Here is a 23,851-nt window from a genome sequence, read left to right as displayed (position 1 = left end):
ACAATATGGATTAAAAACGGAATATAACATTTACTACGGTTCATTTTCATTCTAAAGTAGAAATATAAAAGAGTATTTCATTACGGTAAATCTAAAATGTAAATGATATAAACTAAGATTAAAGTTGATCCGTATTTATCGTTGGTATAAACTGTATACAAAGAGCTTCCTATTTCTGGATTAATATTTATCTTCGATAAAACAAAAAAAATATACTCGTACCAAGCACACGCCAAATACAATACCATTTAAAACAAAAATCCTTTAATGAAGTTTAATGTTATTATTTTAGTCTATATTTTTTTAACTCCTTACCAAATCATTGGACAGAAAAAAAATATAAACCATCCTGAATTAACTTTAAAAATAGACTCTATTATAGATAATAATAGATTTAATGGAGTTGTCCTTCTAACAAAGGACTCCACTAAAGTGTATTCCAAATCCATTGGGTATTCTGATTTAGAAAAAAAAATACCCATAAAATTTAATGATCAATTCGTAATTGGCTCAATAAGTAAACAAATAACTGCCGTATTAATATTACGAGAATATGAAAAGGGAAGAATTAAACTTGATGATAAAATCAATCAGTTTTTATTAAACATCGATCAACCTTGGTCAAAAGAAGTAACTATTCATCAACTACTTACTCATACTCACGGAATTAAAAAATTAGACAAGCCGCTAGAATTTAAGGCAGGTTCGCAGTTTGATTATTCACAATTAGGTTATGAATTGCTTGCTCAGATTCTTAAAAAAGTAACTGGCAAAACATTTGAAAAGCTATCTACCGAGATTTTTAACCAATTTAAATTAACAAACATCCTTCATCCTAAAAACAAAAATAATCAACATCTTGTAAAGGGGTATGAAGAAAATGAAAATGGTATTTTAGAATTTACACCTAATAGCCTATATAATTATGTAGCAGCAGGTTCTTTTATATCAAATGTTGAGGGTTTAAATAAATGGAATCAACAATTATACTCTGGAAAACTTCTCCAAAAAAAAACATTAAAATTGATGGCAACAAGATATGCAACTCGTATCCATCCAATTTTTGATGCCGTCGAATATGGATATGGTTTACTATTTAAGGATGGAGAACAAAATATTCAAATTGGTGCTTTAGGTTATGCGCCAGGCTTTGTTTCTACTTGTTATTTTTATCCTCAAAAAAACATGAACCTAATTATTTTAGAAAATACAGCAAATGATTTACATGATTTTAAAGAGACATTTAAAGTACATATCGAAATAATGAAATTAATAAAGTAAGTAAAAGTGTTATCACTCCTTTAAATCTTTTTTATTTATATAATACCATAAAACCCGTCAATTGTTGTTTTTTTGTATTAGTCTCTCGACAAAGCCTGTCTTGAGCCTGCCGCAAGACTCGAGATAACATCAATAAAAATTATACTTCGGCAAGTTCAGCAGAGCTATCGAGAATAGGGTTTTATATATTTATATAACCTAAAAAGCAAAACATATTCGAATGCTAAGCCTCTTCTAACCTTTCAAAAAGAACAAAATGGAATTTATTAAGTTAACTCAATTATCTAAAGCTCATAAAACAGAAATTCTTACTCTTTGGAATAACGAATATCCTGAAAAATTAAATTATCAAACTCTAACTGATTTTGATAATTATCTAAAAAATTTAAAAGAACAATCCCACATTTTAATAATGGATAAAAGCCTAAATATTAAAGGGTGGTACTTTGATTTTATTCGTGAAAACGAAAAATGGTTTGCTATACTTTTAGATACAGACACACAAAAAAAAGGATTTGGAACAAAAATCCTTAATCTAGCAAAGAATAAAGAAACTCAATTAAACGGATGGGTAATTGATCATAATAATGATATAAAAAAAAATGGAAAACAATACAAATCCCCTTTAGATTTTTATTTAAAAAATGAATTTAAAAAAATAGCAGACAACAGATTAGAATTAGAAAAAATATCTGCTGTAAAAATAAAGTGGACAAAATAACTAGGACACAATAATAGCAATTACTAAAACGTATAATTTATTTTAAAAAAACCTTCTGAAAACTTTCTATAGAGGCTTTATTTATTATTATCTATTTCCTAAATCTCAAAACCCCTTAATTTAGTTATATTTAGAAAATAAAATCAAGTATCTTAATTTTAAAAAAAGCTACTTCCTTTAAGTATACCTTTGACTTAATATAATAAAATCATCTATAAATCAACCACTAAAAAACCAAAATACAAAATGGGATTATTTAATAAAATATTAGGAAACGCAAGTGAAATATCTACCGAAAAATTAAACGAAAAATATGGTCGATTACTTATCGAAAATGAACAAATCGAACTAGGGTTCAAATTACTTCGCGATATTTTTATGTTTACCAACAAACGACTAATCTTAATAGATGTACAAGGTATTACAGGAAGCAAAGCCGAATATAAATCCATGCCTTATAAAAATATTTCGAGATTTTCTTTAGAAACCGCAGGGACTTTTGATCTGGATGCAGAGTTAAAAATTTGGATCTCTAGCGAAAACACCCCTACCGTAAGTAAAAAATTTAATAAAAGTATCGATGTATATGCCGTACAAAGATATTTAGCACAAAAAGTAATGTAATTATTATCATTTTTTTTTTAAGCAATAACAATAAAACATTTTTTCACCTAATCCAATGCAGGTTAAAACATCTAAAAAATGCAAAAATTTTCTTAAAACTCTCTTAAAATAATATCACTCCCGAAAAATGAAACTATCATATGCTATTCTTGTGTCGTAAAAAAATAATTAATAACCTTAAACACACAAGAATATGGCTTTAGAAAATTTAATTAGTTTAACGCTTACTCCTGAAGAAGTAAAAAAACTTAGTAAAGGGATAAAAGATATCCAAGAGGTATTACAAGGCAAAACAGTTAATCTTACTCCAGAGCAACGAGGACAATACGGGCGGATTGCCAACCAAAACAAGCTCATTGTAGACAAAGCAAAAAATTATATGGAGCAGCATCCTAATTGGATCCCTCGTTTTTTGGATAAAGAAGAATTTGATCGGGATTATAGTACTCGCCAACAATTAGAAACCCACGTACAGCAACTAGAAAATCTGGCACAACAATTAGTAGATACCAAAACCTTACTAGATCATGATAACTATACTAATGCATTAAGTTTTTATCGAATGATGCGTTTTTTGGCAGGAGAAAACGAACCAGGAGCAAAAACAGTATATCAGGATATGAAAGTACTATTTAACAAAAACAATATACCAAACTCTGGAGATACTAATAGTGAAACAGTGTCAATATAGTATAACTATATAACATATATACCATCCCTTCAACAAGCTTTTTGATAAATAATCTAAAATTAACATCCTCTCGATGTACTCTAAACAACACTTGTTGAAGGGGTGTCTTTACGAATAAAAATCTCGCATATAATCGCATTCTTTTTCTACTATATTTTCTTCATAAAATGAAACAATAGCTATGGCTATTCTTTAATTTGATTCATCAATCCAGCGAAAAACCTTTGCAATTATTTATACGCAATTCTCATCCGTAAATCGTATAACACACATTATCCATGTCATAAAAATGAAAAGAAATAATATTTCTATACCACATTAAACTTATTAAGGAAGTAACAAGTACCTTAAACACTCTTCTAAGGATCTCTAAGCTCCTTCTAGCCCATCCATAGGTAGTTCGAACCACCTCTGTATGGCCCTGGACCCCAAAACATATCGCTTTTACCCCTCCTGCCAAGCCCTGCTGCCCAAAAATTATCACTTCGAAGGGTCAACTTATGGGCTAAAGGGTAGCACAATGACCCTTCGAAGCGATATATTATCAGCTCGAACTACCTCTTATTGGGCTCGACCCCATACCGATAAGGGGGTACCCCCTTGTCGGTATGGGTGTTTCGCCCTAAAAAAATCATCTATTTCACACTACTTTTAGTTTTTATATTGTTTTAGTGTATTGAAATCAATAACACCAGAGCAAACTTGTAAGGTATACTACCAAAAATATATATTCTTATCGGGGAATTATCACCTCAATTGAGGCTTAAATTATTTAACAACAATTTAAGTCCTGATAGTTCGGACTGTTCCGAACTAAAAATTATATTTGCAGAATATTTTACTGTAAAAAAATATTCGTTGTCTTAAAACAGTAATAAAATGATTAAAAATGAAAGATAATATTTGTAAAGAAAAAATGGCATTAGTTGAAAAATTAGGTGTGCATTTAGAGAATAGAGAACAGTTAGCACCTGTTGCAGCTCGCATCTTATCTTATATAATTCTTACTGGCAAAAAAGGAACCACTTTTGAAGATATGGTAACAATTCTATGCGCTAGCAAAAGTACAATATCAACACATCTTAATCATTTACAAGATTTAAATAAAATTATGTATTTCACCAAAACTGGTGATCGAAAAAAATATTTTGTAATCAATAAAGATGTAATTGTTCAACACATTGATAAAATGGTAAGTAACTGGCAAGAAGAACGCAAATTACATTTAGAGATTAAGGAGTATAAGCGCATTATAAACGATAATAAAATTGAAGATGAAGAAGAAAAATTCGATTTAAATTTTCATAACGATTACATAAAATTTCTTGATGGAGCAACAAATTCTATTGAGGAATTAAGAACAAAAATAACCAACAATAAATTCAATATTTAAACTCAATCAATAATGAAAAATAATAAACCATATACATTACTAACACTAAGTCTATTCTTAGTTGCTTTAAGTTGCGGTAAAAGCACTAATAACCAACCCATTGCGGAAGGGCCACCAGCACCGTTTCCTGTATCACAAGTGCAACAAAAAACAGTAACAGGATATCAAGAATACCCAACAAATCTAGAAGGTATTGTAAACAGTGATGTAAGAGCAAAAGTACCTGGTTATATTCAAAAAGTATTAGTAGACGAAGGACAAAAAGTACGTAAAGGTCAAGTATTATTTAGATTAGAAACACAATCTTTAAACCAAGATGCTGGTGCAGCAAAAGCGCGTATTAATGTAGCACAAGTAGAGGTAGATAAATTAATCCCACTTGTAGAAAAAAATATTATTAGTCCTGTACAATTAGAAACAGCAAAAGCTAATTTGGCACAAGCAAAAGCTAATTATAGTAGTATATCTGCAAGTATTGGTTACGGGACTATAAAAAGCCCTGTAGATGGTTATGTAGGTGCTATTAATTTTAGAGAAGGTACGTTGGTTACTCCAAGTGACCCTACTGCATTAACAACCGTTAGCAATATTAGTAAAGTGTATGCCTTTTTTAGTTTGAACGAAACCCAGTATTTAGACTTTTTACAAAATGCTGAAGGTCAAAATTTAAAAGAAAAACTAGCTAATTATTCTGCTATAGATTTGGTTTTAGCAAACGGAAGTACATATTCTGAAAAAGGTAAAATAGAAACCAGTACAGGACAAGTAAATAAAAATACAGGAACGATAAGTTTAAGGGCTGTATTTAATAACCCCAATCAGTTACTAACTAATGGTAATAGCGGTAAAATAAGAATCCCAACAGTATATGAAAACGCTATTGTTATTCCGCAAAAAGCCACTTTTGAGCAACAAGGAAATATCATGTTGTTTAAGTTAGATCAAGGTAACAAGGTTAAAACTTCTATTGTAAAGGTAAAAACAACAATAGACAACTTATATGTTGTAGAGTCTGGGGTAGATGTAAAAGATAAAATTATAGTTTTTGGTGTTGGTAAATTAAGAAATGGAATGGAAATTTCGCCACAAGAAACTTCTTTTGAAGATGCTATTAAACCAATAAAAACATTATTTAAAAACTAGTAACTAACTAACAAAAATAATAGTCATGTTAAAAACATTTATTGAAAGACCAGTACTTTCAACAGTAATCTCTATTATCATAGTTATACTAGGAGTTATCAGTATAACCAGCTTACCTATAGAAGAATACCCTGATATTGCACCTCCTACAATTAAAGTAACAGCATCATATCCAGGTGCCAATGCAGAAACAGTATTAGAAAGTGTAATTGTCCCTATCGAAGAGCAAATTAATGGTGTAGAAGGGATGACATACATTACCTCTACTGCATCTAATACAGGAACTGCAGAAATTACTGTTTATTTTAATCAGGAAATGGATGCAGATATTGCAGCAGTTAACGTTCAAAATCGTGTATCTAGAGCAAATTCATTATTACCCCAAGAAGTACTTCAAACAGGAGTAACCACACAAAAGCAAGAAACAAGTGCTTTAATGTTTATCTCAATGTATTCTGAAAGTAAAGATTATGACGCTACATTTATTCAGAACTATTTAAAAATAAACGTTATTCCAGCTATGCAACGTATTAGTGGTGTTGGAGATGTTAGTGTCTTCTCTCAACAGGATTATACCATGCGTATTTGGTTAAAGCCAGAAAAACTAGCCGCTTATAAATTAATCCCCTCAGATATTACAGCAGCTTTAAAAGAGCAAAATTTAGAAGCTGCCGCAGGATCTTTAGGGCAAAATAGTGGAGAGGCTTTTTCATATACCCTAACATACAGTGGGCGTTTTAAAGAAGAAAAACAATATGGAAATATTATTATCAAAGCATTAGGAAACGGAGAATTTCTTCGTTTAAATGATGTTGCAACTATCGAATTAGATGCACAGTCCTACTCTTCTAATGCTATGAGTTTAGGTAATCCCGCAGTATTTATGGGGATTTTTCAAACCAAAGGATCTAATGCAAGAGAAATTATTGAAAACATTAAAACCACCTTAGAGTCGGTTAAAAAAGACCTTCCTGATGGTTTAAATGTTTTTGTACCATATGATACGAGTTTATTTTTAAATGCATCTATTGAAAAAGTAATAAGCACATTATTAGAAGCCTTTTTACTTGTGTTCTTAGTTGTGTTTATTTTCTTACAAGATTTCCGTTCTACTTTAATCCCTGCAATTGCAGTACCCGTATCTATTATTGGAACCTTCTTTTTTCTAAATATTTTTGGATACTCTATCAACCTTTTAACACTATTCGCATTAGTACTTGCTATTGGTATTGTGGTGGATGATGCTATTGTGGTTGTCGAAGCAGTTCATGCCAAAATGGATGAAGGCGAAAAGAACCCTAAAAAAGCAACACTAACAGCCATGAACGAAATATCTGGGGCCATCATATCTATTACCTTGGTAATGGCAGCAGTATTTATTCCAGTAACATTTGTATCTGGGCCAACTGGCGTATTTTATGAGCAATTTGGTGTAACATTAATTATTGCCATTTTAATTTCGGCAGTCAATGCCTTAACTTTAAGTCCTGCATTATGTGCTTTACTATTAAAAGAACATAAAGAAGATAAAGAGTTAAAAGGAAAAAGCCCTTTAAAACGTTTTTACATATTATTTAATCGTGGATTTAATGCTACAGTAGAAAGATATGGTAAATCACTTCAATTTTTATACAAAAGAAAATGGGTGCCTGCTTTATTATTAATATTAGCCATTGTTGGAATTTTTTGGGCATCAAAAACAACACCAACAGGTTTTGTACCTAATGAAGATAGAGGTATTATTTTTGCAAATATTGAATTACCAGCAGGTGCATCTTTAGACAGAACAGATGCTGTAGCCAGAACTTTATATGGAAAAATAAACGACATTGATGGTATAGTTGCAGTAAACTTTATTAAAGGTCGAAGCCTTATTAGTGGAGCAGGTAGTAATTACGGTTTTGGTATTATAAAATTAGCTGACTGGAGCAAACGTGAAGATCCATCATTATCTGTACAAGCCATTACAGGTAAATTATTTGGGATTGTTTCAACAATGCCAGAAGCAAACATTATTTTCTTCTCGCCACCAAGTATTCGTGGTTTTGGTAACTCTGCAGGTTTTGAGGTAAATTTATTAGATAAGTTTGGTGGAGAATTTACAGACTTAGATAAAGCAAATAAAGAATTTGCAATGGCTTTAATGCAACATCCAGAAATTAAATATGCTCAATCTTCTTTCAATACTAATTATCCACAATATGAAATGGAAATCAATGTGCCTTTAGCAAAAGAAAAAGGGGTGCCAATTAATAGCATTTTTTCAACATTACAAGGGTATATTGGAGGGATTTATGCATCTGATTTTTCAAAATTCGGAAAACAGTTTAGAGTATACATTCAATCTTTACCAGATGATAGAACGGATGTTAATTCTTTAAATAGCATGTATGTTAGAACAGATTCTGGCGAAATGTCTCCAATTACACAGTTTGTAAACTTAAAACGGGTATATGGACCACAATCAGTAACACGTTTCAACTTATTTAATTCTACAACAATAACAGGAGCTACAAACCAAGGGTTTAGTACAGGAGATGCGATTAGAGTTATTGAGGAAGAAGTTGCAAAATTACCCAGTAATTACACAATTGCTTATTCAGGTTTAACCCGTGAAGAGGTAAGTGCAGGTAACCAAACAACCTTCATTTTTGTATTAAGTATTCTATTTGTATATTTTTTATTAAGCGCACAATACGAAAGTTATTTATTACCGTTTGCGGTTGTGTTTTCAATTCCGTTTGGTGTATTCGGAGCTTATATAAGTACTAAATTTTTTGGGTTAGAAAACAACATTTATTTTCAAATTGCATTAATCATGCTTATTGGACTACTCGCTAAAAATGCCATCTTAATTGTAGAGTTTGCCCTTCAAAGGCGAAAAAATGGAGAAAGCATTGTTGATGCAGCCATCTATGGAGCAAAATCACGTTTACGTCCAATTTTAATGACCTCATTTGCATTCATTTTGGGATTAATGCCATTAGTACTAGCAAAAGGTGTAGGAGCAGAAGGAAACAACTCCATCGGCACAGGAGCTGCAGGAGGAATGTTAATCGGAACTATTTTAGGAGTCTTTGTTATTCCTATCTTATTTATATTATTTCAGTGGTTACAAGAAAAAGTATCAAGTAAACCAGCAGTACAAACTATTGAAGATTAAAAACAATGAAAATTAATATAAAACATAGAAATTTCAGTAAAGGAGCACTAATACTAGTCGTTGTATTAACATTACAAAGCTGTTTTGTTGCACAAGATTATGTAAGGCCAGAATTACCAGTGAGTGAAACACTTTACAGAACAGATAATTTACCAACAGATAGTCTATCTATAGCTGATGTATCTTGGAAAACCTTATTTACAGATCAATATCTTCAACAGTATATAGAAGAAGGTTTACAAAACAACATCGATATACGTATTGCCATCCAACAAATGATAGCTGCCGAAGCGTATGCAAAACAAGGTAAAGCTGGTTATTTACCATCAGTAAATGTTGGTACTAACTGGACACATCAAGAACTGTCTAAAAACAGTCAGTTTGGAGCATTCTTAAGTAACAGATCAACAGATCAATTTGATATTACAGCCAACCTATCCTGGGAAGCTGATATTTGGGGTAAAATACGTAGTAGTAAAAGAGCTACTCAAGCAGCCTATTTGCAAAGTGTAGCAGGACATCAGTTAGTAAAAACACAATTAATTTCTAGCATTGCAAATACCTATTACAACTTATTAGCTTTAGATGCACAATTAGAAATCACTAAACAGACCATTACGAATAGAGAAAGTAGTATAGAGACTATTAAATATTTGAAAGATGCAGGACAAGTAACGCAAGTTGCAGTAGACCAAAATATAGCTCAATATAATAGTGCAAAAGCATTACAAGTAGATATTGAAACTGCTATTTTTAAAACAGAAAATACATTAAGTATTTTATTAGGTAAATCTGCACAACATTTTGAGAGAAACAGTTTAGATATTCAAAAATTAGAGCAAGACATTAAACTTGGTATACCAACTACGTTATTAAGTAACAGACCAGATGTAATGTTTGCAGAGTATAGCTTAATTCAATCTTTTGAACTTACTAATGTTGCCAAAAGTAACTTGTATCCATCATTAAAATTAACAGCTTCTGGTGGATTACAAAGTTTAGAATTAGATAAGTTATTTAGCGCGAGTTCCTTATTTGCAACCATTGTTGGCGGTTTAACACAGCCTCTTTTTAATCAACGTAAACTAAAAACTCAAAAAGAAGTTGCTATTACACAACAAGAACAAGCTTTACTTCTGTTTAAAAAGACATTGTTAATTGCAGGAAATGAAGTATCTAATGCCTTATTTTCTTATGAATCTGAAACTAAAAAAATCGAATTTATAAAAAATGAAGTCGAAGCCTTACGTGCAGCCGAAACAAATTCTGAAGAGTTACTTAAAAGCGGTTACGCAAATTACTTAGATCTATTAACAGCAAGACAAAGTGCATTAAAAGCAGAACTTAACATTATAGATAGCAAACTACAACAATTAGTGACTATTGTAGATTTGTACGAAGCACTTGGTGGTGGTTGGAGATAAAATACGTTAACATGATTACTAAAGCGGAATTATTAAAATGTTCTATAACAATGTTTACCCAATACGGAAGTAAACATGTAACTTTAGATGAGTTAGCAAACAAGCTTGGTATTTCTAAAAAAACTATTTATACATTTTTCAAAAATAAAGAAGACTTAGTTACCTGTAGTTTAGAAATATTATTAAATGAGTATAGAGAAGATATAAATAGGATTATTATTAATAACAGTAATGATCCTATTTTAAGTGTTATTTTAATTTATCAAAGAGGGTTTGACTATTTAAGATATATTAAACCCTCTTTTCTTTTTGGATTAGAAAAGTATTATCCAAAAGCCAGTCGATTATTTGATGATTTCACTAAAGAATTAGCTAACTCTATAGTTTATAATTTACTGAAGCAAGCCCAAGAAGCCAGAAACATAAAAAAAGAAGTTAATTTAGAATTAATAGTGAAGATTTATTTTTTTAGAATTGACAACCTCGTATTTAAAGAGAATAATTTATTCGAATTATTTACAAAAGAAAAACTATTTAAACATTTAGTTATCTATAATCTGAAAGGAATAATTACGAATAATTACTCCAATTCTTATTTTGATTAATTTTTATAAAAATTAATATTCTATTCCCTCCTCTTATGTTAACTTAGGCTAATATTATCCCCTACAAATTACATTCAACTAATGGTTTTATCATTCTGTCAAATATCTAAAAAATGATAAGTAAAACTAAAAAAATGATACTCGAAATTTTTAAAGGAATCACACTTACAAAACAAGAAACAGATCGTATCGAGAATACGTTTAAAAAAGTGCACTTTAAAAAAGGAGATATTGTATTGCACACTAATGAAACCGTTACACATCAATACTATGTATACTTCGGATGTTTACGAACCTATTTTATAGATCCGCAAGGAAAAGAACACACCATACAATTTGCTATTAAAGATTGGTGGATCAGTGACTACATTGGATATTTTTCTGAAACAAAATCAGTATTAACCATAGAGTGTATTGAGGATGCTACCTTATTTAAAATTGCAAAAAAAGATATCGAAGAAACCTATGACCAAATTCCAAAAATAGAACGTTTTTTCAGAAAAAAAATGGAACGCTCTTTTGTGAGTTTTCAAAAAAGAATCCTTGCCAACCTATCCCAACCTGCCAAAGAACGGTATATTAACTTTACCAAAACCTATCCAAATATAGAACAGCAAGTAAAAAACTACCATATTGCCTCGTATCTTGGTATCACTACAGAAAGTCTAAGCAGGATACGTAAAGAAATTGCAAAAAAATAGTTTCTTATCCTACATCAATTTTTTAGAGAAATCTATCGGTTACTTTTGATCAAAAAAGTACATCCCATGAAAAAAACACTTAGTGTATTAGTGATATCTCTAGTATTTGCCTCTTGTAACAAACATAAAGAGGATACAAAAACTGTAGAAAAAGAACATCTTAAAATTGAAAAAACAAAAGACATGAAAAAAGTAGTATTTGTATTAACCAGTCATGAAGATCTAGGAAACACCGGAGAAAAAACGGGATTTTGGATCGAGGAATTTGCAACACCATATTATGCACTAAAAGATAAAGGAATAGAGATTACTTTGGCATCTCCAAAAGGAGGACAACCCCCAATAGATCCTAAAAGTGCTTCTGAAGATTTTGCTACCCCAGCTACCAAAAGATTTGATACTGATAAAGAAACACAAGCTATTTTAGCAAATACTGTAAAATTAGAAGATATACAACAAGCAGATTATGATGCTATTTTTTATCCAGGAGGGCACGGCCCATTATGGGATTTGGCAGAAGACAAAAACTCTATCGCTTTAATTGAATCTTTTTACACAAACAATAAACCAGTAGCAGCAGTATGTCACGCACCTGCCGTATTTAAAAACACAAAAGGAGTAGACGGAAAACCATTAGTGAATGGCAAAAAAGTTACAGGTTTTACGAATAGTGAAGAAGAAGCAGTACAGCTTACATCAATAGTTCCTTTTTTAGTAGAAGATATGTTAAAAAATAACGGAGGAATCTATTCTAAAGGTCAAGACTGGGCACCATACGCGATAGAAGATGGATTATTAATTACTGGTCAAAATCCAGCCTCTTCAGAATTAGTAGCCGAGATGTTATTAAAAAAATTAAACTAGTACCATTTCTGAAACCTGAATTATGCTTCTAAAAAATATATTTCCTTTTTTGAGGCAAAGCCGAAGTAATTAAATCCTTAATGAGAGAGTGAGAGATCCTAGTCAAAAAACGTAGAGTTCGCTCTAAGGAGTCTCCTTTTTAATGCAGAATTAAAAACCTGATTATTTACACAACCTCATTCTATAAATTACTCTTATAGAATGAGGTTTTTTATTTCTATGTAAAAAATAATCCATAATTTTAAAAAAGATAGCATTCTCTTTTAACCTCTTATTTTAAATCATGGATATTAAAAAAAAACACGGTCACGGAAATTTTATTTCAGAATCTGTTCGGGTAGTTGATTATGACACTACCAATAACAATATACTAGTTCGTGGCAGCTCTGCCTTTGGAGCTTCTAATTTCACTATTTCAGATCTAACAGCAGCCATCAAAAAAGACCCTAACTTTACGGGCACAGGGATACAACTTGCAAAAAACCCTCTTGTAGTAGATTTTTGTTTAATTGGTTTTGCTCCTGGTCATAAAGATGATCGTATTGTAACTTCAGAGATGACTTGGTTTACCGACACACCCCCTACTCTTAATGGAGAGTCTGGGCCATATCCAACATACATTCCTTCTACCATAACTAATAACTCTGGTATAATGATATACTGGCCAATACAAGCTATAGGTGGTACACCGCCAACCACTGCTAATGGCACATGGCCTGTGTCTCCAGCCAATTCTATTGGATCTGGCACTACCCAATTTAACTATTCGGGATTAGTACCTGCAATTCGAAACACACTTACCAATAACATAACGAGCCTACCCGCAACCTTTCCTACCACCATTAGTTCTATTACAAATGCAATCATTTATATACATTGTGATTCTGGAGTAAACAGAACCGGAGCGGCAGTAGCAGGGTATCTAATGTGCTATGGATCGAATGTATCGCAACTTTCTTTAGCATCTAATCCACAAGGATCACCACCGTATACATTAGCCAAGGCACAAGCTGCTGCAAACTCTGCACCTCCTGGTAACGATACGAACCCACCCGGTGGATGCGATATATATGTTACGCAAGCATATTGCAATTATCTTGCTACAGGAGATTTAGACACCCCTTTGGTTGCTAATTGTGTTCCTAACCCAATACCTGTATAAGAACATAAAACCGACTGTTAAAGATATTAACTAATACGTATTACTATTAAAAAATAATAGATAGTACCCTGACCTTTATCCCCGTAGAATATCTAAATAAAAACATGGAAAGACTTAAAAAAATTGCTGCAGTACTGTGCAAAGAACAAACCGATTATTTAGAACTATCTGAAACCATACGGGATTACACCGCTTTAGCTTTTGAAATATCTAATATACATTTGGAAGATGATTTGAATAAAAATGATATTCATTTCGAAAACGGAAAAGCTTTAGGGACTACTTCGGCAGCACTATGTATAAAAGATCCTATTCGTACAAAAACATTTATCAAAGGACTTTTTAATGCTATAGAACATGTGAAAAAAACTAAAAAAGATCCTGTACATATTTTTTATGCAGGCACTGGTCCTTTTGCGACTCTATTACTACCAGTATTAGCTACGTATAGTAAAGAGGAAGTGCAATGCACCCTGCTAGAAATAAACGAAGTAAGTTTTAATAGCGTAAATCATGTAATCGAGACATTAGGGTTTTCAGGATATATTAAAGCAAGTGTAAATGAGGATGCCACCATCTATGTTATAGATCCAAAAGAAGATATAGACATTGTTATAAGTGAAACCATGCAACGAGCACTAGAAAAGGAACAGCAAGTCCCCATAGTAATAAATATTATGAATCAAATCAAAGAAGAAGCTATTTTGATTCCTGAAGATATTACATTAGATCTTTGTTTGTTAAATATGATAAAATTATCTGAAAGGCAAGAAAACACTAATGAAGAGGACTATTGTATACGTCTGGGAGATTTCTTTACTTTAAACAGAAAGAAAATAGTCGATTACAACCAAACATCAACACTACGTAATGGAAGACTAAGTTTTCCTGAAAAGCAAATATCCATACCATTAGAACACTTAAAAGACTTTAATCAACTTGCAGTCCTTACAGAAATACAAGTGTTTGGAAAAGATAAAATCAGTATTCAGCAAAGTGGATTAACCACCCCTTTGATCTTAGAAGATTTTTCTGTTCCCACTCAAAAAAACAAGGTTACGATAAAGTATAAGATAGATGATAATCCTGGGATCGAATATCAATTAAATTAATAAAAAATGAAGAAACTAAGCTTTATACTATCGCATTTCCTAAAAAAAGTATAGTAAACGGAACGTATAAATACTAAAAAATACAAATGTATGCGAGTAAACAAATACCTGTCCACATGTTTCTTACTACTCATCTCAATCTTTATATGGAATATTGTTTTTATAAATTATCTCCCAAAAGGATATGGCAACGATGCACTCTGGGAAGATATCCCTCTGCTAATAAAATATAGTGAAAACATATCTAAAGTTATTGTACTGGCATTACCAGCAATAATGGTGCTTTCTTTAAAAACAAAACTGCAAAAAATTGGATTTATAATCTACTGTATTGGTTTGGCATTGTATTTTCTTTCGTGGATAGTAATGATAGTATGCCCCAATTGTAATTGGTCTGAAAGCCTTATAGGTTTTATGGCTCCCGCATATACTACTATTATCTGGTTTGTTGGAATCGGGTTGATAGGTAATCAATCTTTTTTTAAAATTAAATATCTACCGGCACTATACATATCTCTTTCGGTATTTTTTGTAATCATACACTCGTTACATGCGTATATTGTTTTTCATAAATTATAGTTCTAAAAAAAGGGTAATCATACAACATCCTTAAAGATAACGTTAAAAACCACAACAAAACATAGTATCTATACGTTATCTATACCTATAAAATGTTATTATAAAACTCATGAATATATTACCTAAATATGGGTTATTACAATATAGAAATGCTGCCAGAATATACAGCAAGCCCGTTACAGAAAGTTTGCAGCTTTTTAAAGAAGAATCCAAATTTTTAAAAGTATCTGTATTTGTTTCTTATAAACAAGAGGAACTCGAAGAGCTGGATAGTGCAATTAATTTTTTAAAGGGATTTGGCGTGCTTATTTATGCAGATTACATCTTTAATAAGCAAGAAAATGTAGAAAACAATACTTTGGATACTCCAGAACATTTAAAACAAGAAATAGAAAGTAAAATCAAAGACAATAAAAAGTTTATTTTTCTTGCTACAGAAAATGCTATACAATCCAAACAATGTAAATGGGAAATACGATATGCTAGTACACAAAAATCTTTAGATCAAATTGCTATTCTTCCTGTACGAGAAGATTATACAGATTATGGTGGAGCAGAATATTTACAAAAATATCCTTACATCCAAAAAAATGTAATTACACCAGATACTTATGATGTTAAATTCCCTAATGGAAATGTTATGGAGCTAGGTGCATGGTTAGCATCTTAGCGTTTGTCGCTTATTTAATAATTAGTTTAGTATTTTTTTTGCCGAAAAAACTTAAAATACTCTGGTTTCGTATATAAAACTCTCCATTATTTTCTTTTTTTATCTTCCGTGATATTCCATATTTGGAATCTGCTCATTCTTTTTCAAATATCGTTCGAACCAATTTATCACTTGTTCATTTACTTCTTTTCGATGCTCAGAAATTCCGTGATCTCCACCTTCAAACATTATTAATCTGTAGGGAATTCTATATTTTTCAAACTCTAATGCAAGTTTTAAGCTTTGCTCGGGTTTTACCCTCCAATCCGAATTTCCATGTAACATTAATATTGGTATATTTTTCGGAAATTTATCTACCCATTTAATAGCAGAACGTTTATTCAATTCTTCTTCTTTATTGTTTCTATAATTTGGAATTAATTCTGCTAATACCTTAGTTTCCATTTCTGGTCTATCGTTTATTGTTTGGTAGTGATCTGAAACTGCACCCCCAACAACTACGGCTTTAATCTTATCTGTTTTTGTTAATGCAATATATGTCATCATCCCACCTCTGCTCCAACCATATATTCCTATATTTTCTGTATTAGCCGATTCAATTTCTTTTAAGACTTCTGTAAGTACGACAATATCATTTACTTCATTTCCTCCAAATTCTTCTTTCCCTTCACTCCCCTTATTTCCTCTGTACTGACTTGCAATCACAACATATCCTTCCTTTGCTATTTGCCCTAATGTTCTTACCCCATGAATCATTCCTAAGGAACCAAATTCTCTATTCCCTCCTCTGTTATAAATTATACAAGGATAATTTCCTTTTTCTTTAGGTTTTACCATTAAGCCATTGATTTTCAAACCATCACTCAAATAAGAAATTTTATAAATCTCTATACTATCTATATATTTAAACTCTTCTTTCCAAACAGTTTCGCCATTTATTTCTTGGATCAATTTTGGATAGATTGGAATATTCGATAAATCAGAAACCAATTCCTTATGAATCAATAATTTATCATTTTGAGCCTGACAATTTGTAAATAGTAATATGAAAAGTATTAGATGAAAACATTTCATTCTTTTTTTTATTTTTATTGCTTTTTGGTAACAATTTAATATACCTCGTAGCTTATATAATTTAAATATACTATGTTATCTTTACAAAAAGATGCAACCATTTGTTTTTTATATTGTCTATAGTAATTAATGACCTTAAAGTAAGCTATGAGTCATTAGTAAAAAATAAAATCAAATAAAAAATGATGTTAATCACCTAATCTTTGGCGTGATAATTGAAGTACAAATAAAGAATTAATTTATACGCATTATGAAAAATATATTTCTAATATTCGTTTTTACCGTTATAGGAGTTACAAGCTATGCGCAAGATACAGCAGAACTTGTAGAAGATCAAAACCCAAATTATAAAGAGGCTATGAACAGGTTTTTATCTAATAGTCAGGAATATACCCTACAACAAGGAACGACTGCACAAGAAACCTATAAAGCTATTGATCCATTGGAAGAAAAAAGAGAGTTACGCTCTTTACGAAGACAATATCGATCGCAAAGAGCATATTGGAGACATGAAAGAAGACTACAACGTATCCAAAATACCACATACCATGATTATGGATCTTATTACGGAAACAGATCTTATGGATATGACTGGTTAACACTAGGGATTTTAGGAGCATGTATCCTTTGGTAATCCCACACATAAAACACACTAATTAAAATATATCAAATAAAATTACAAAATGAGAAAATCAATCGCAGCTATAGCAGTAGTACTGGTAGTTTCTTTAACCACTTCTTGCGCAAGAAAAATAACTCGTGTAGCTCCAGATACACAAATTGATATTAGCGGTCGCTGGAATGATACTGATTCACGCTTTGCAGCAGAAGAACTTACTCAAGAAGTACTTACTGGTAACTGGATTACAGATCATCTTCAGGAAAAAGGAAAAAAACCTGTAGTTATAGTTGGTTTAATACGAAACAAATCACACGAGCATATCGAGAGTGAAACCTTTATTAAAGATATAGAAAAAGCTTTTATCCAACGACAAAAGGTTAGAGTTGTACAAGGCGGTAAAATGCGTGAAGAATTAAGAGGAGAACGTGCTGACCAACAAGACAACGCATCTATGTCTACTGTTAAAAAATTTGGTTTAGAAACAGGAGCAGACTATATGCTACAAGGAAATATTAATTCTATAGTAGATGCTCACAAAAGAGACAAAGTAGTATACTACCAAATTGACTTGGAACTAACTAATATCCAAACCAATGAAAAAGTATGGATTGGAGATAAAAAAATAAAAAAGTTTGTTAAAAACTAATTCTTAACCCAATACTTTCAAACAAAAAAAACTAAGCTTTCTTAAAGAAAGCTTTTTTGATAATTGATCAGGATGCCAATAAAAATTATCTTTCGTACTATACTATTATGCTGTCTTTTAGCACTATTAAGTAACTGTGGTAGCTATCATACTAAGAGCACACTTTTTCAGGCAAAGGTACAAGAAGGTGATATGCAAGGTGCTTTGGAGGTAATCGAAAAAAATAAATTTTTAGGAAAACCCAGAAACCATCTTCTATACTTATTAGAAAAAGGAAAATTGGCATACTTAGCTAATGATTATACTCTAAGTAATTCACTTTTTAATGAAGCCGATCTGTTTATAGAATCCAATAAAAAAGCAATAGGAAACCAAATTCTGGGGGTTCTTTTAAATCCACAAAAAGAAACATATCAAGGAGAAGATTTTGAAAAAGTAGCAATACATTACTACAAAGCACTTAACTATATGTTTTTAAACAAATATGATGAAGCAATTGTAGAAGCCAAACGTATTTCATTACAATTACAAAAAATAAACGAAAGTTACCCTCCTGAAAAAAAGAACAGGTATAATGATGATGCATTTGCACATATTTTACAAGGCTTATTATACGAGGCCTCTGGAGATATTAACAATGCATTTATTGCATATCGAAATGCAGTAGATCTATATTTAAAAAACCAAGGTACTTACATCGGGGTTACCATACCCCATCAGCTATGCCAAGACATGTTACATACCGCAAATGTAATGGGGTTTATAGATGTAGTTGAACGCTATGAAAAGCTATTGAATACCTCATATATACCTAAAAAAATCACAAAAGGTGGAGAAGCTATACTCTTTTGGGAAAATGGATTAGCCCCTTATAAAGATGAAACGTACTATACTTTTACAATCCTACCAGGCAATGATATTGGATTTTTAACTATTATTAATGAAGACCTGTCTTTAAACTTACCACTACCAATACCAACAGGAGGAAATAATAGGTCTGATTTTTCGGATCTAGATATTTTTAATGTTGCTTTTCCTAAATATGTTAGCAGACCATCTCTTTATAACTCTGCCGAAGCACAAATAGACAGCACATATTATCCTTTTCAGCTAACACAAAATTATGAGGAAATTGCTTTTAAAACTTTAAAAGATAGAACTTTGCGAGAAATAGGAAAAGTAGCTTTACGATTAGGAACAAAAAAAGTTTCTGAATATGTAGTTAAAAACCAAAATAGTGACCTTGGTGCTTTATTAGGCGTGTTTAATGCCTTAACAGAAGGGGCCGACACGCGTAACTGGCAAAGTTTGCCTAACAAAATATTCTACTCTCGAATACCTTTAAAAACAGGAGAAAACAAATTAACTGTTTCTTTAAAATCAAATCAACAAGTTTCAAGTACGATAGAAATCAATATTCAAGGAACTGGTGATATTCTATTTGAAAAAATAACAACCCCAGAAATATCTACTCCTAATCCTTATTAAGAAAAAGTAATATTAATTCTTACTTAAACCTGTTATCTATAATTCGGGTTTCAAAACAAGAGCGTCTATAATTTAATTAGTAACCCCAAATCAATTCCACGAGGTGTTAAGCAGAAACTTTCTCTTTCATTTTTGATTCAAGTTTCGAAATTAACTCCACAATATGGATCAAAGCGTCTTAGCTACTTTTTTTACAGCAGCAATTGTTATATCGAGATCTGCATAGGTAAGAGCATCTGTAATAAACCATGTTTCAAAAGCACTTGGCGCAATATAGATACCATTATCTAACATCCCATGGAAAAATTTTTTAAACGTTTCATTATCTCCTTTTACTGCAGAATCAAAATCTACCACAGCATCCTTATCAAAATGAATTGAAATCATAGATCCTATTCTATTAATAGTATGTACGATATTTTCTTCTTCTAAAACACTAGCAATCCCTTTATGTAGATATTCAGTCTTATCTGCTAGGCTTTTAAATATTTCAGATTTTTTATTTAATTCGGTAAGCATTGTTAACCCTGCTGACATTGCCAAAGGATTACCACTTAAGGTTCCTGCTTGATAAACTGGTCCTAATGGTGCCAGATAATCCATAATTTCTGATCGAGCTGCAAATGCCCCTACTGGCAGACCTCCACCTATTACCTTACCAAAAGTAACAATATCAGCATTTACCTTCATAAGTTCCTGTGCCCCTCCTTTCGCTAATCTAAAACCAGTCATCACCTCATCAAAAATCAATAAAATTTTATTAGCATTGCACAAATCTCTTAACCCTTCTAGAAATCCTTTTACTGGTGGTATACACCCCATGTTTCCTGCTACAGGTTCTATTATGATACAAGCTATTTCTTCTTTATTAGACCGTATAATACTTTCTACATTTTGTAAATCATTATACTTTGCTAATAAAGTATCTTGTGCTGTTCCTTTAGTTACTCCTGGGCTATTAGGACTTCCAAAAGTAACAGCGCCACTACCTGCTTGTATCAAAAAAGAATCGCTGTGCCCATGATAGCATCCTGCAAATTTGATTATCTTATCTCTACCTGTATACCCTCGCGCAAGTCTAACTGCACTCATACAAGCCTCTGTACCTGAATTTACAAATCTTATTTTATCTATATTAGGCACCATTGCCACAGCAAGCTCAGCAATCTCTGTTTCGATCTCGGTAGGCATTCCAAAACTGGTTCCTTTTTTAGCTTTATCAATAATTGCGTCCACTACTGGTGGATGTGCGTGACCTAAAATCATAGGCCCCCAAGAATTGATATAATCGATTAATCGATTACCATCTTCATCATACAAATATGCTCCTTTAGCTTCTTTAACAAATATAGGATCTCCTCCTACTGCTTTAAAGGCTCGTACCGGTGAGTTAACTCCACCTGGGATCACTTTTTGTGCTTCTGCAAATAATGCACTACTTCTTTTATAGATCATATTAATTAAAATCTTCTTCCTCTTCTTGATCGGCTGCTGTTACTTTAAGTACTTGACCGATTTTTATATGGTTATCTACTAATTTGTTATATGTTTTAAGTTCTTTTATAGAAATCTTATATCTTCTCGAAATAGAATATAAAGTATCTCCTTTTTGAACAGTATAAGCCGTATTGTTAGGTACTGTTGTTATTACAGTAATTACTTTATCCACATCATTATCTTCTGTTTTCGGAGCCCTTCTTCCCAAAACTTCATCATCATATTTAGTTAATTGATATCGCTCTATGATAGAAATAAGTTTTTGAGGATATTTTTTATCAGTGGCATACCCTGCTTCTCGTAAACCTCTCGCCCACGATTTATAGTCTTTTTTATTAAAAGTAAATAGTCTGGAATATCTTTTTCTATCTCTTAAAAACAAAGAATGATCTCTAAAAGATTCACTTGCTGCCTTATATTTTCTAAAACACTCTTGAGAACGATCATCATCGTGATACACTCTATCTCCTGTCCACTCATGACATTTTATCCCAAAATGATTTTTTGCTCTTTGTGTAAGTTCTCCATATCCTGCTCCAGATTCTAGAATCCCTTGAGCTAGAGTTATACTTGCAGGTATCCCATAAGTTTTCATTTCACTTTTGGCAATTTCAGAGAACTCATAAATATATCGCTGTATCTTGTCTTTATAAGACAATACTGGCAAAGGTTTTTCTTTAGGTTCTTCGACAACATCATCGGGTATTACTACCTTTGTAATACTCCGTTCGGTACTGGTAATAATAGTTCTATTTGGCTTTGGTCTTATTGTTCTCGAAGATGTTACTTTTTTGCTTCCTCCACAAGAAATCATAAATGTAGCAATACATAACAGTAAAATAAATTTCCTCATTTTTAATATCCAATTGTAATAAGGGGTAGTTTTTTTTTCTCTAGTTTCTTATTCATCCCAGCTATCCCTTGCAAACCACCAGTATGAATGGCTAAAATACGAGTATTTTTCTTAAAAACACCTTTTTGTATCCTATCAAAAATACCAAAAATCATCTTAGCGGTATAAATAGGATCTAATGTAATATGTTGTTCTTCACTAAATGTATTGATAAACTCTACAAGTTCTCTATTTATTTTACCATACCCTCCAAAATGATAATCATTAATAAGTTTCCAATTTGTTTTTGAAGTGTATTTTTTAATATCAGTAGAAAGAAAATTTCCTTTTAACGCAGGAAAACCAAGAACAGATTGATTACTATTAGTGCTATTAATAACCCCTGCTATGGTTCCTCCTGTTCCCACTGCACAGCAAATAATATCGTAAACCGTATCATTTAACGTAAGTATTTCCTCACAACCTTTTACTGCCAGAGCATTAGTTCCTCCTTCAGGTATAATAAAACAAGAACTAAATTCATTTTTTAATTGTTCTAAAAAGCTAGTAGATGATTTATCTCGATACATCTCTCTACTTATAAATTTAAAATGCATCCCAGCATCAAAAGCCAATCGTAAGGTATCGTTTTCAGATAGTGTTTTTTCAAGATTTCCCGCTAATTCTTCTCCACGTATAACTCCTATGGTTTGTACTCCTATAATTTTTCCTGCCGCCGCTGTTGCTGCAATATGATTACTATATGCTCCACCAAAAGTAAGAACAGTATTATGTCCTTTTTTTTTAGCTTCTAAAAGGTTATACTTTAATTTTCGGAATTTATTACCTGAAACTTCTTTATGAATCTGATCTTCTCGTTTAATATCAAGAAAAACTTTTGCTGTATCCAAAATAGGATGGGTAATGGTTTGAGTTTTTGAAGTTGGTATTTCCGAAGAAAAAATATGCATTTACAGATATTTAATAAAAGTCCAGGGTTTTCTTGTTTTAAGATAATTAAGGTTATCTTCGTTATAATATGCCTCTCTCTCAAAAGAAATATTACGATATGCCTTTTGTGAATTTCGATATCTAATTACTCTAATGATATACTCAATGAGATAAAAAACATAAAAAGGTATAACCAATAATTCTGCCTGTTGCCTAATGTGAATTTTTTCATGATTAATAAAAGCATCATCTTTTTTAAGAAAAGAATTATTTATCACGATAAAAGGCCATAGGGCAATACCCACAAAATGACGACCTATCAAATATTTGTTAACGATTATGGGCATATAACTGCAAGATACTATTTTTGTAAATATGAATAACTCTAAAAAAGTATTAACTCCAAAAGAAGGAGATTATTACATCACTCCAGAAGGATATCGATGTTTTACAGAACAATATCACCTAAGAAGAGGTTATTGTTGTGAGAGTGGTTGCAGACACTGTCCTTATGGGTATGATAAAAAAACCAACAGTTACTCTTAAAAAAACTTTTTTTTAACGGTACAATTATTGATATTATTTTTATAAAAATCTATTGTTAAACG

General features: G+C 31.5%; 24 protein-coding genes. 19 read left to right on the top strand and 5 right to left on the bottom strand.

The window, feature by feature from the left end:
• The first annotated feature begins 267 nt into the window (after positions 1-267).
• The 15 genes from H527_RS0100445 (at position 268) to H527_RS21055 (ending at position 16,133) form a co-directional block, all read left to right on the top strand.
• Positions 268-1,281, top strand: coding sequence for a serine hydrolase domain-containing protein (locus tag H527_RS0100445; protein ID WP_027410883.1), 1,014 nt, complete (start codon positions 268-270; stop codon positions 1,279-1,281).
• Between the two features lie 256 nt (positions 1,282-1,537).
• Positions 1,538-2,002: a hypothetical protein gene (locus H527_RS0100440; RefSeq protein WP_027410882.1), complete on the top strand. Its 465-nt coding sequence runs from the start codon at positions 1,538-1,540 to the stop codon at positions 2,000-2,002.
• A gap of 246 nt (positions 2,003-2,248) precedes the next feature.
• Positions 2,249-2,626, top strand: coding sequence for a PH domain-containing protein (locus H527_RS0100435; protein WP_027410881.1), 378 nt, complete (start codon positions 2,249-2,251; stop codon positions 2,624-2,626).
• A gap of 193 nt (positions 2,627-2,819) precedes the next feature.
• Positions 2,820-3,317, top strand: a complete 498-nt coding sequence (locus H527_RS0100430) for a hypothetical protein (protein ID WP_027410880.1) — start codon at positions 2,820-2,822, stop codon at positions 3,315-3,317.
• An 889-nt stretch (positions 3,318-4,206) separates the two neighbouring features.
• Positions 4,207-4,710, top strand: a complete 504-nt coding sequence (locus H527_RS0100425) for a GbsR/MarR family transcriptional regulator (protein WP_027410879.1) — start codon at positions 4,207-4,209, stop codon at positions 4,708-4,710.
• Between the two features lie 12 nt (positions 4,711-4,722).
• Positions 4,723-5,853: an efflux RND transporter periplasmic adaptor subunit gene (locus H527_RS0100420; RefSeq protein ID WP_027410878.1), complete on the top strand. Its 1,131-nt coding sequence runs from the start codon at positions 4,723-4,725 to the stop codon at positions 5,851-5,853.
• Positions 5,854-5,878: 25 nt separating this feature from the next.
• Entirely contained in the window at positions 5,879-9,016 is a 3,138-nt protein-coding gene (locus tag H527_RS0100415; protein ID WP_027410877.1) for an efflux RND transporter permease subunit, read from the top strand.
• Positions 9,017-9,021: 5 nt separating this feature from the next.
• Positions 9,022-10,440 carry an efflux transporter outer membrane subunit gene (locus H527_RS0100410; protein ID WP_027410876.1) on the top strand — a complete coding sequence of 473 codons (1,419 nt, stop codon included), beginning with the start codon at positions 9,022-9,024 and terminating at the stop codon, positions 10,438-10,440.
• An 11-nt stretch (positions 10,441-10,451) separates the two neighbouring features.
• Positions 10,452-11,045 carry a TetR/AcrR family transcriptional regulator gene (locus tag H527_RS0100405; protein WP_027410875.1) on the top strand — a complete coding sequence of 198 codons (594 nt, stop codon included), beginning with the start codon at positions 10,452-10,454 and terminating at the stop codon, positions 11,043-11,045.
• 134 nt (positions 11,046-11,179) lie between these two features.
• The gene (locus tag H527_RS0100400) at positions 11,180-11,746 is read left to right on the top strand and encodes a Crp/Fnr family transcriptional regulator (RefSeq protein WP_027410874.1); all 567 of its coding nucleotides are present in this window, start codon (positions 11,180-11,182) and stop codon (positions 11,744-11,746) included.
• Positions 11,747-11,929: 183 nt separating this feature from the next.
• On the top strand, positions 11,930-12,610 hold the full coding sequence (locus tag H527_RS0100395) for a type 1 glutamine amidotransferase domain-containing protein (RefSeq protein WP_373297402.1): 681 nt from the start codon (positions 11,930-11,932) through the stop codon (positions 12,608-12,610).
• 283 nt (positions 12,611-12,893) lie between these two features.
• Positions 12,894-13,772 (top strand): hypothetical protein, encoded by an 879-nt coding sequence (locus tag H527_RS0100390; protein ID WP_027410872.1) that lies wholly within the window; start codon positions 12,894-12,896, stop codon positions 13,770-13,772.
• Positions 13,773-13,876: 104 nt separating this feature from the next.
• Positions 13,877-14,884 carry an SAM-dependent methyltransferase gene (locus tag H527_RS22915; RefSeq protein ID WP_051316566.1) on the top strand — a complete coding sequence of 336 codons (1,008 nt, stop codon included), beginning with the start codon at positions 13,877-13,879 and terminating at the stop codon, positions 14,882-14,884.
• Between the two features lie 90 nt (positions 14,885-14,974).
• Positions 14,975-15,463 (top strand): hypothetical protein, encoded by a 489-nt coding sequence (locus H527_RS0100380; protein WP_027410871.1) that lies wholly within the window; start codon positions 14,975-14,977, stop codon positions 15,461-15,463.
• A 109-nt stretch (positions 15,464-15,572) separates the two neighbouring features.
• Positions 15,573-16,133: a TIR domain-containing protein gene (locus H527_RS21055; protein WP_051316565.1), complete on the top strand. Its 561-nt coding sequence runs from the start codon at positions 15,573-15,575 to the stop codon at positions 16,131-16,133.
• A 99-nt stretch (positions 16,134-16,232) separates the two neighbouring features.
• Here the strand turns inward: H527_RS21055 and H527_RS0100370 are convergent, their stop codons facing one another.
• Positions 16,233-17,207, bottom strand: a complete 975-nt coding sequence (locus H527_RS0100370) for an alpha/beta hydrolase family protein (RefSeq protein WP_027410870.1) — start codon at positions 17,205-17,207, stop codon at positions 16,233-16,235.
• Between the two features lie 250 nt (positions 17,208-17,457).
• Between H527_RS0100370 and H527_RS0100365 the strand changes: the two genes are divergently transcribed.
• From H527_RS0100365 to H527_RS0100355, 3 genes are all read left to right on the top strand, one after another.
• On the top strand, positions 17,458-17,841 hold the full coding sequence (locus H527_RS0100365) for a hypothetical protein (protein WP_027410869.1): 384 nt from the start codon (positions 17,458-17,460) through the stop codon (positions 17,839-17,841).
• Between the two features lie 49 nt (positions 17,842-17,890).
• Positions 17,891-18,475 carry a penicillin-binding protein activator LpoB gene (locus tag H527_RS0100360; protein WP_027410868.1) on the top strand — a complete coding sequence of 195 codons (585 nt, stop codon included), beginning with the start codon at positions 17,891-17,893 and terminating at the stop codon, positions 18,473-18,475.
• A gap of 72 nt (positions 18,476-18,547) precedes the next feature.
• Entirely contained in the window at positions 18,548-19,963 is a 1,416-nt protein-coding gene (locus H527_RS0100355; protein ID WP_027410867.1) for a COG3014 family protein, read from the top strand.
• Between the two features lie 168 nt (positions 19,964-20,131).
• On the opposite strand, the gene hemL is transcribed toward H527_RS0100355, so the two are convergent.
• Genes hemL through H527_RS0100335 form a run of 4 tightly spaced genes read right to left on the bottom strand, consistent with a single transcriptional unit; the run spans position 20,132 to position 23,590 of the window.
• Positions 20,132-21,418 (bottom strand): glutamate-1-semialdehyde 2,1-aminomutase, encoded by a 1,287-nt coding sequence (gene hemL, locus H527_RS0100350; protein ID WP_027410866.1) that lies wholly within the window; start codon positions 21,416-21,418, stop codon positions 20,132-20,134.
• A gap of 1 nt (position 21,419) precedes the next feature.
• Positions 21,420-22,313, bottom strand: a complete 894-nt coding sequence (locus H527_RS21050) for a glucosaminidase domain-containing protein (RefSeq protein ID WP_035087026.1) — start codon at positions 22,311-22,313, stop codon at positions 21,420-21,422.
• Positions 22,314-22,315: 2 nt separating this feature from the next.
• Positions 22,316-23,263 carry a 1-aminocyclopropane-1-carboxylate deaminase/D-cysteine desulfhydrase gene (locus H527_RS0100340; RefSeq protein ID WP_081414523.1) on the bottom strand — a complete coding sequence of 316 codons (948 nt, stop codon included), beginning with the start codon at positions 23,261-23,263 and terminating at the stop codon, positions 22,316-22,318.
• On the bottom strand, positions 23,264-23,590 hold the full coding sequence (locus H527_RS0100335) for a hypothetical protein (RefSeq protein ID WP_027410864.1): 327 nt from the start codon (positions 23,588-23,590) through the stop codon (positions 23,264-23,266).
• Positions 23,591-23,618: 28 nt separating this feature from the next.
• Between H527_RS0100335 and H527_RS24165 the strand changes: the two genes are divergently transcribed.
• A complete protein-coding gene (locus H527_RS24165) occupies positions 23,619-23,789 on the top strand; it encodes a C1orf53 family protein (protein ID WP_162143799.1) in 171 nt (56 codons plus the stop codon).
• The last annotated feature ends 62 nt before the right edge of the window (positions 23,790-23,851 follow it).

Origin of the sequence: Aquimarina muelleri DSM 19832 (assembly GCF_000430665.1) — a bacterium.
Taxonomy (GTDB): domain Bacteria; phylum Bacteroidota; class Bacteroidia; order Flavobacteriales; family Flavobacteriaceae; genus Aquimarina; species Aquimarina muelleri.
Note: the sequence above shows the minus strand (reverse complement) of the source record. Positions and strands in the feature narration are given on the sequence as shown.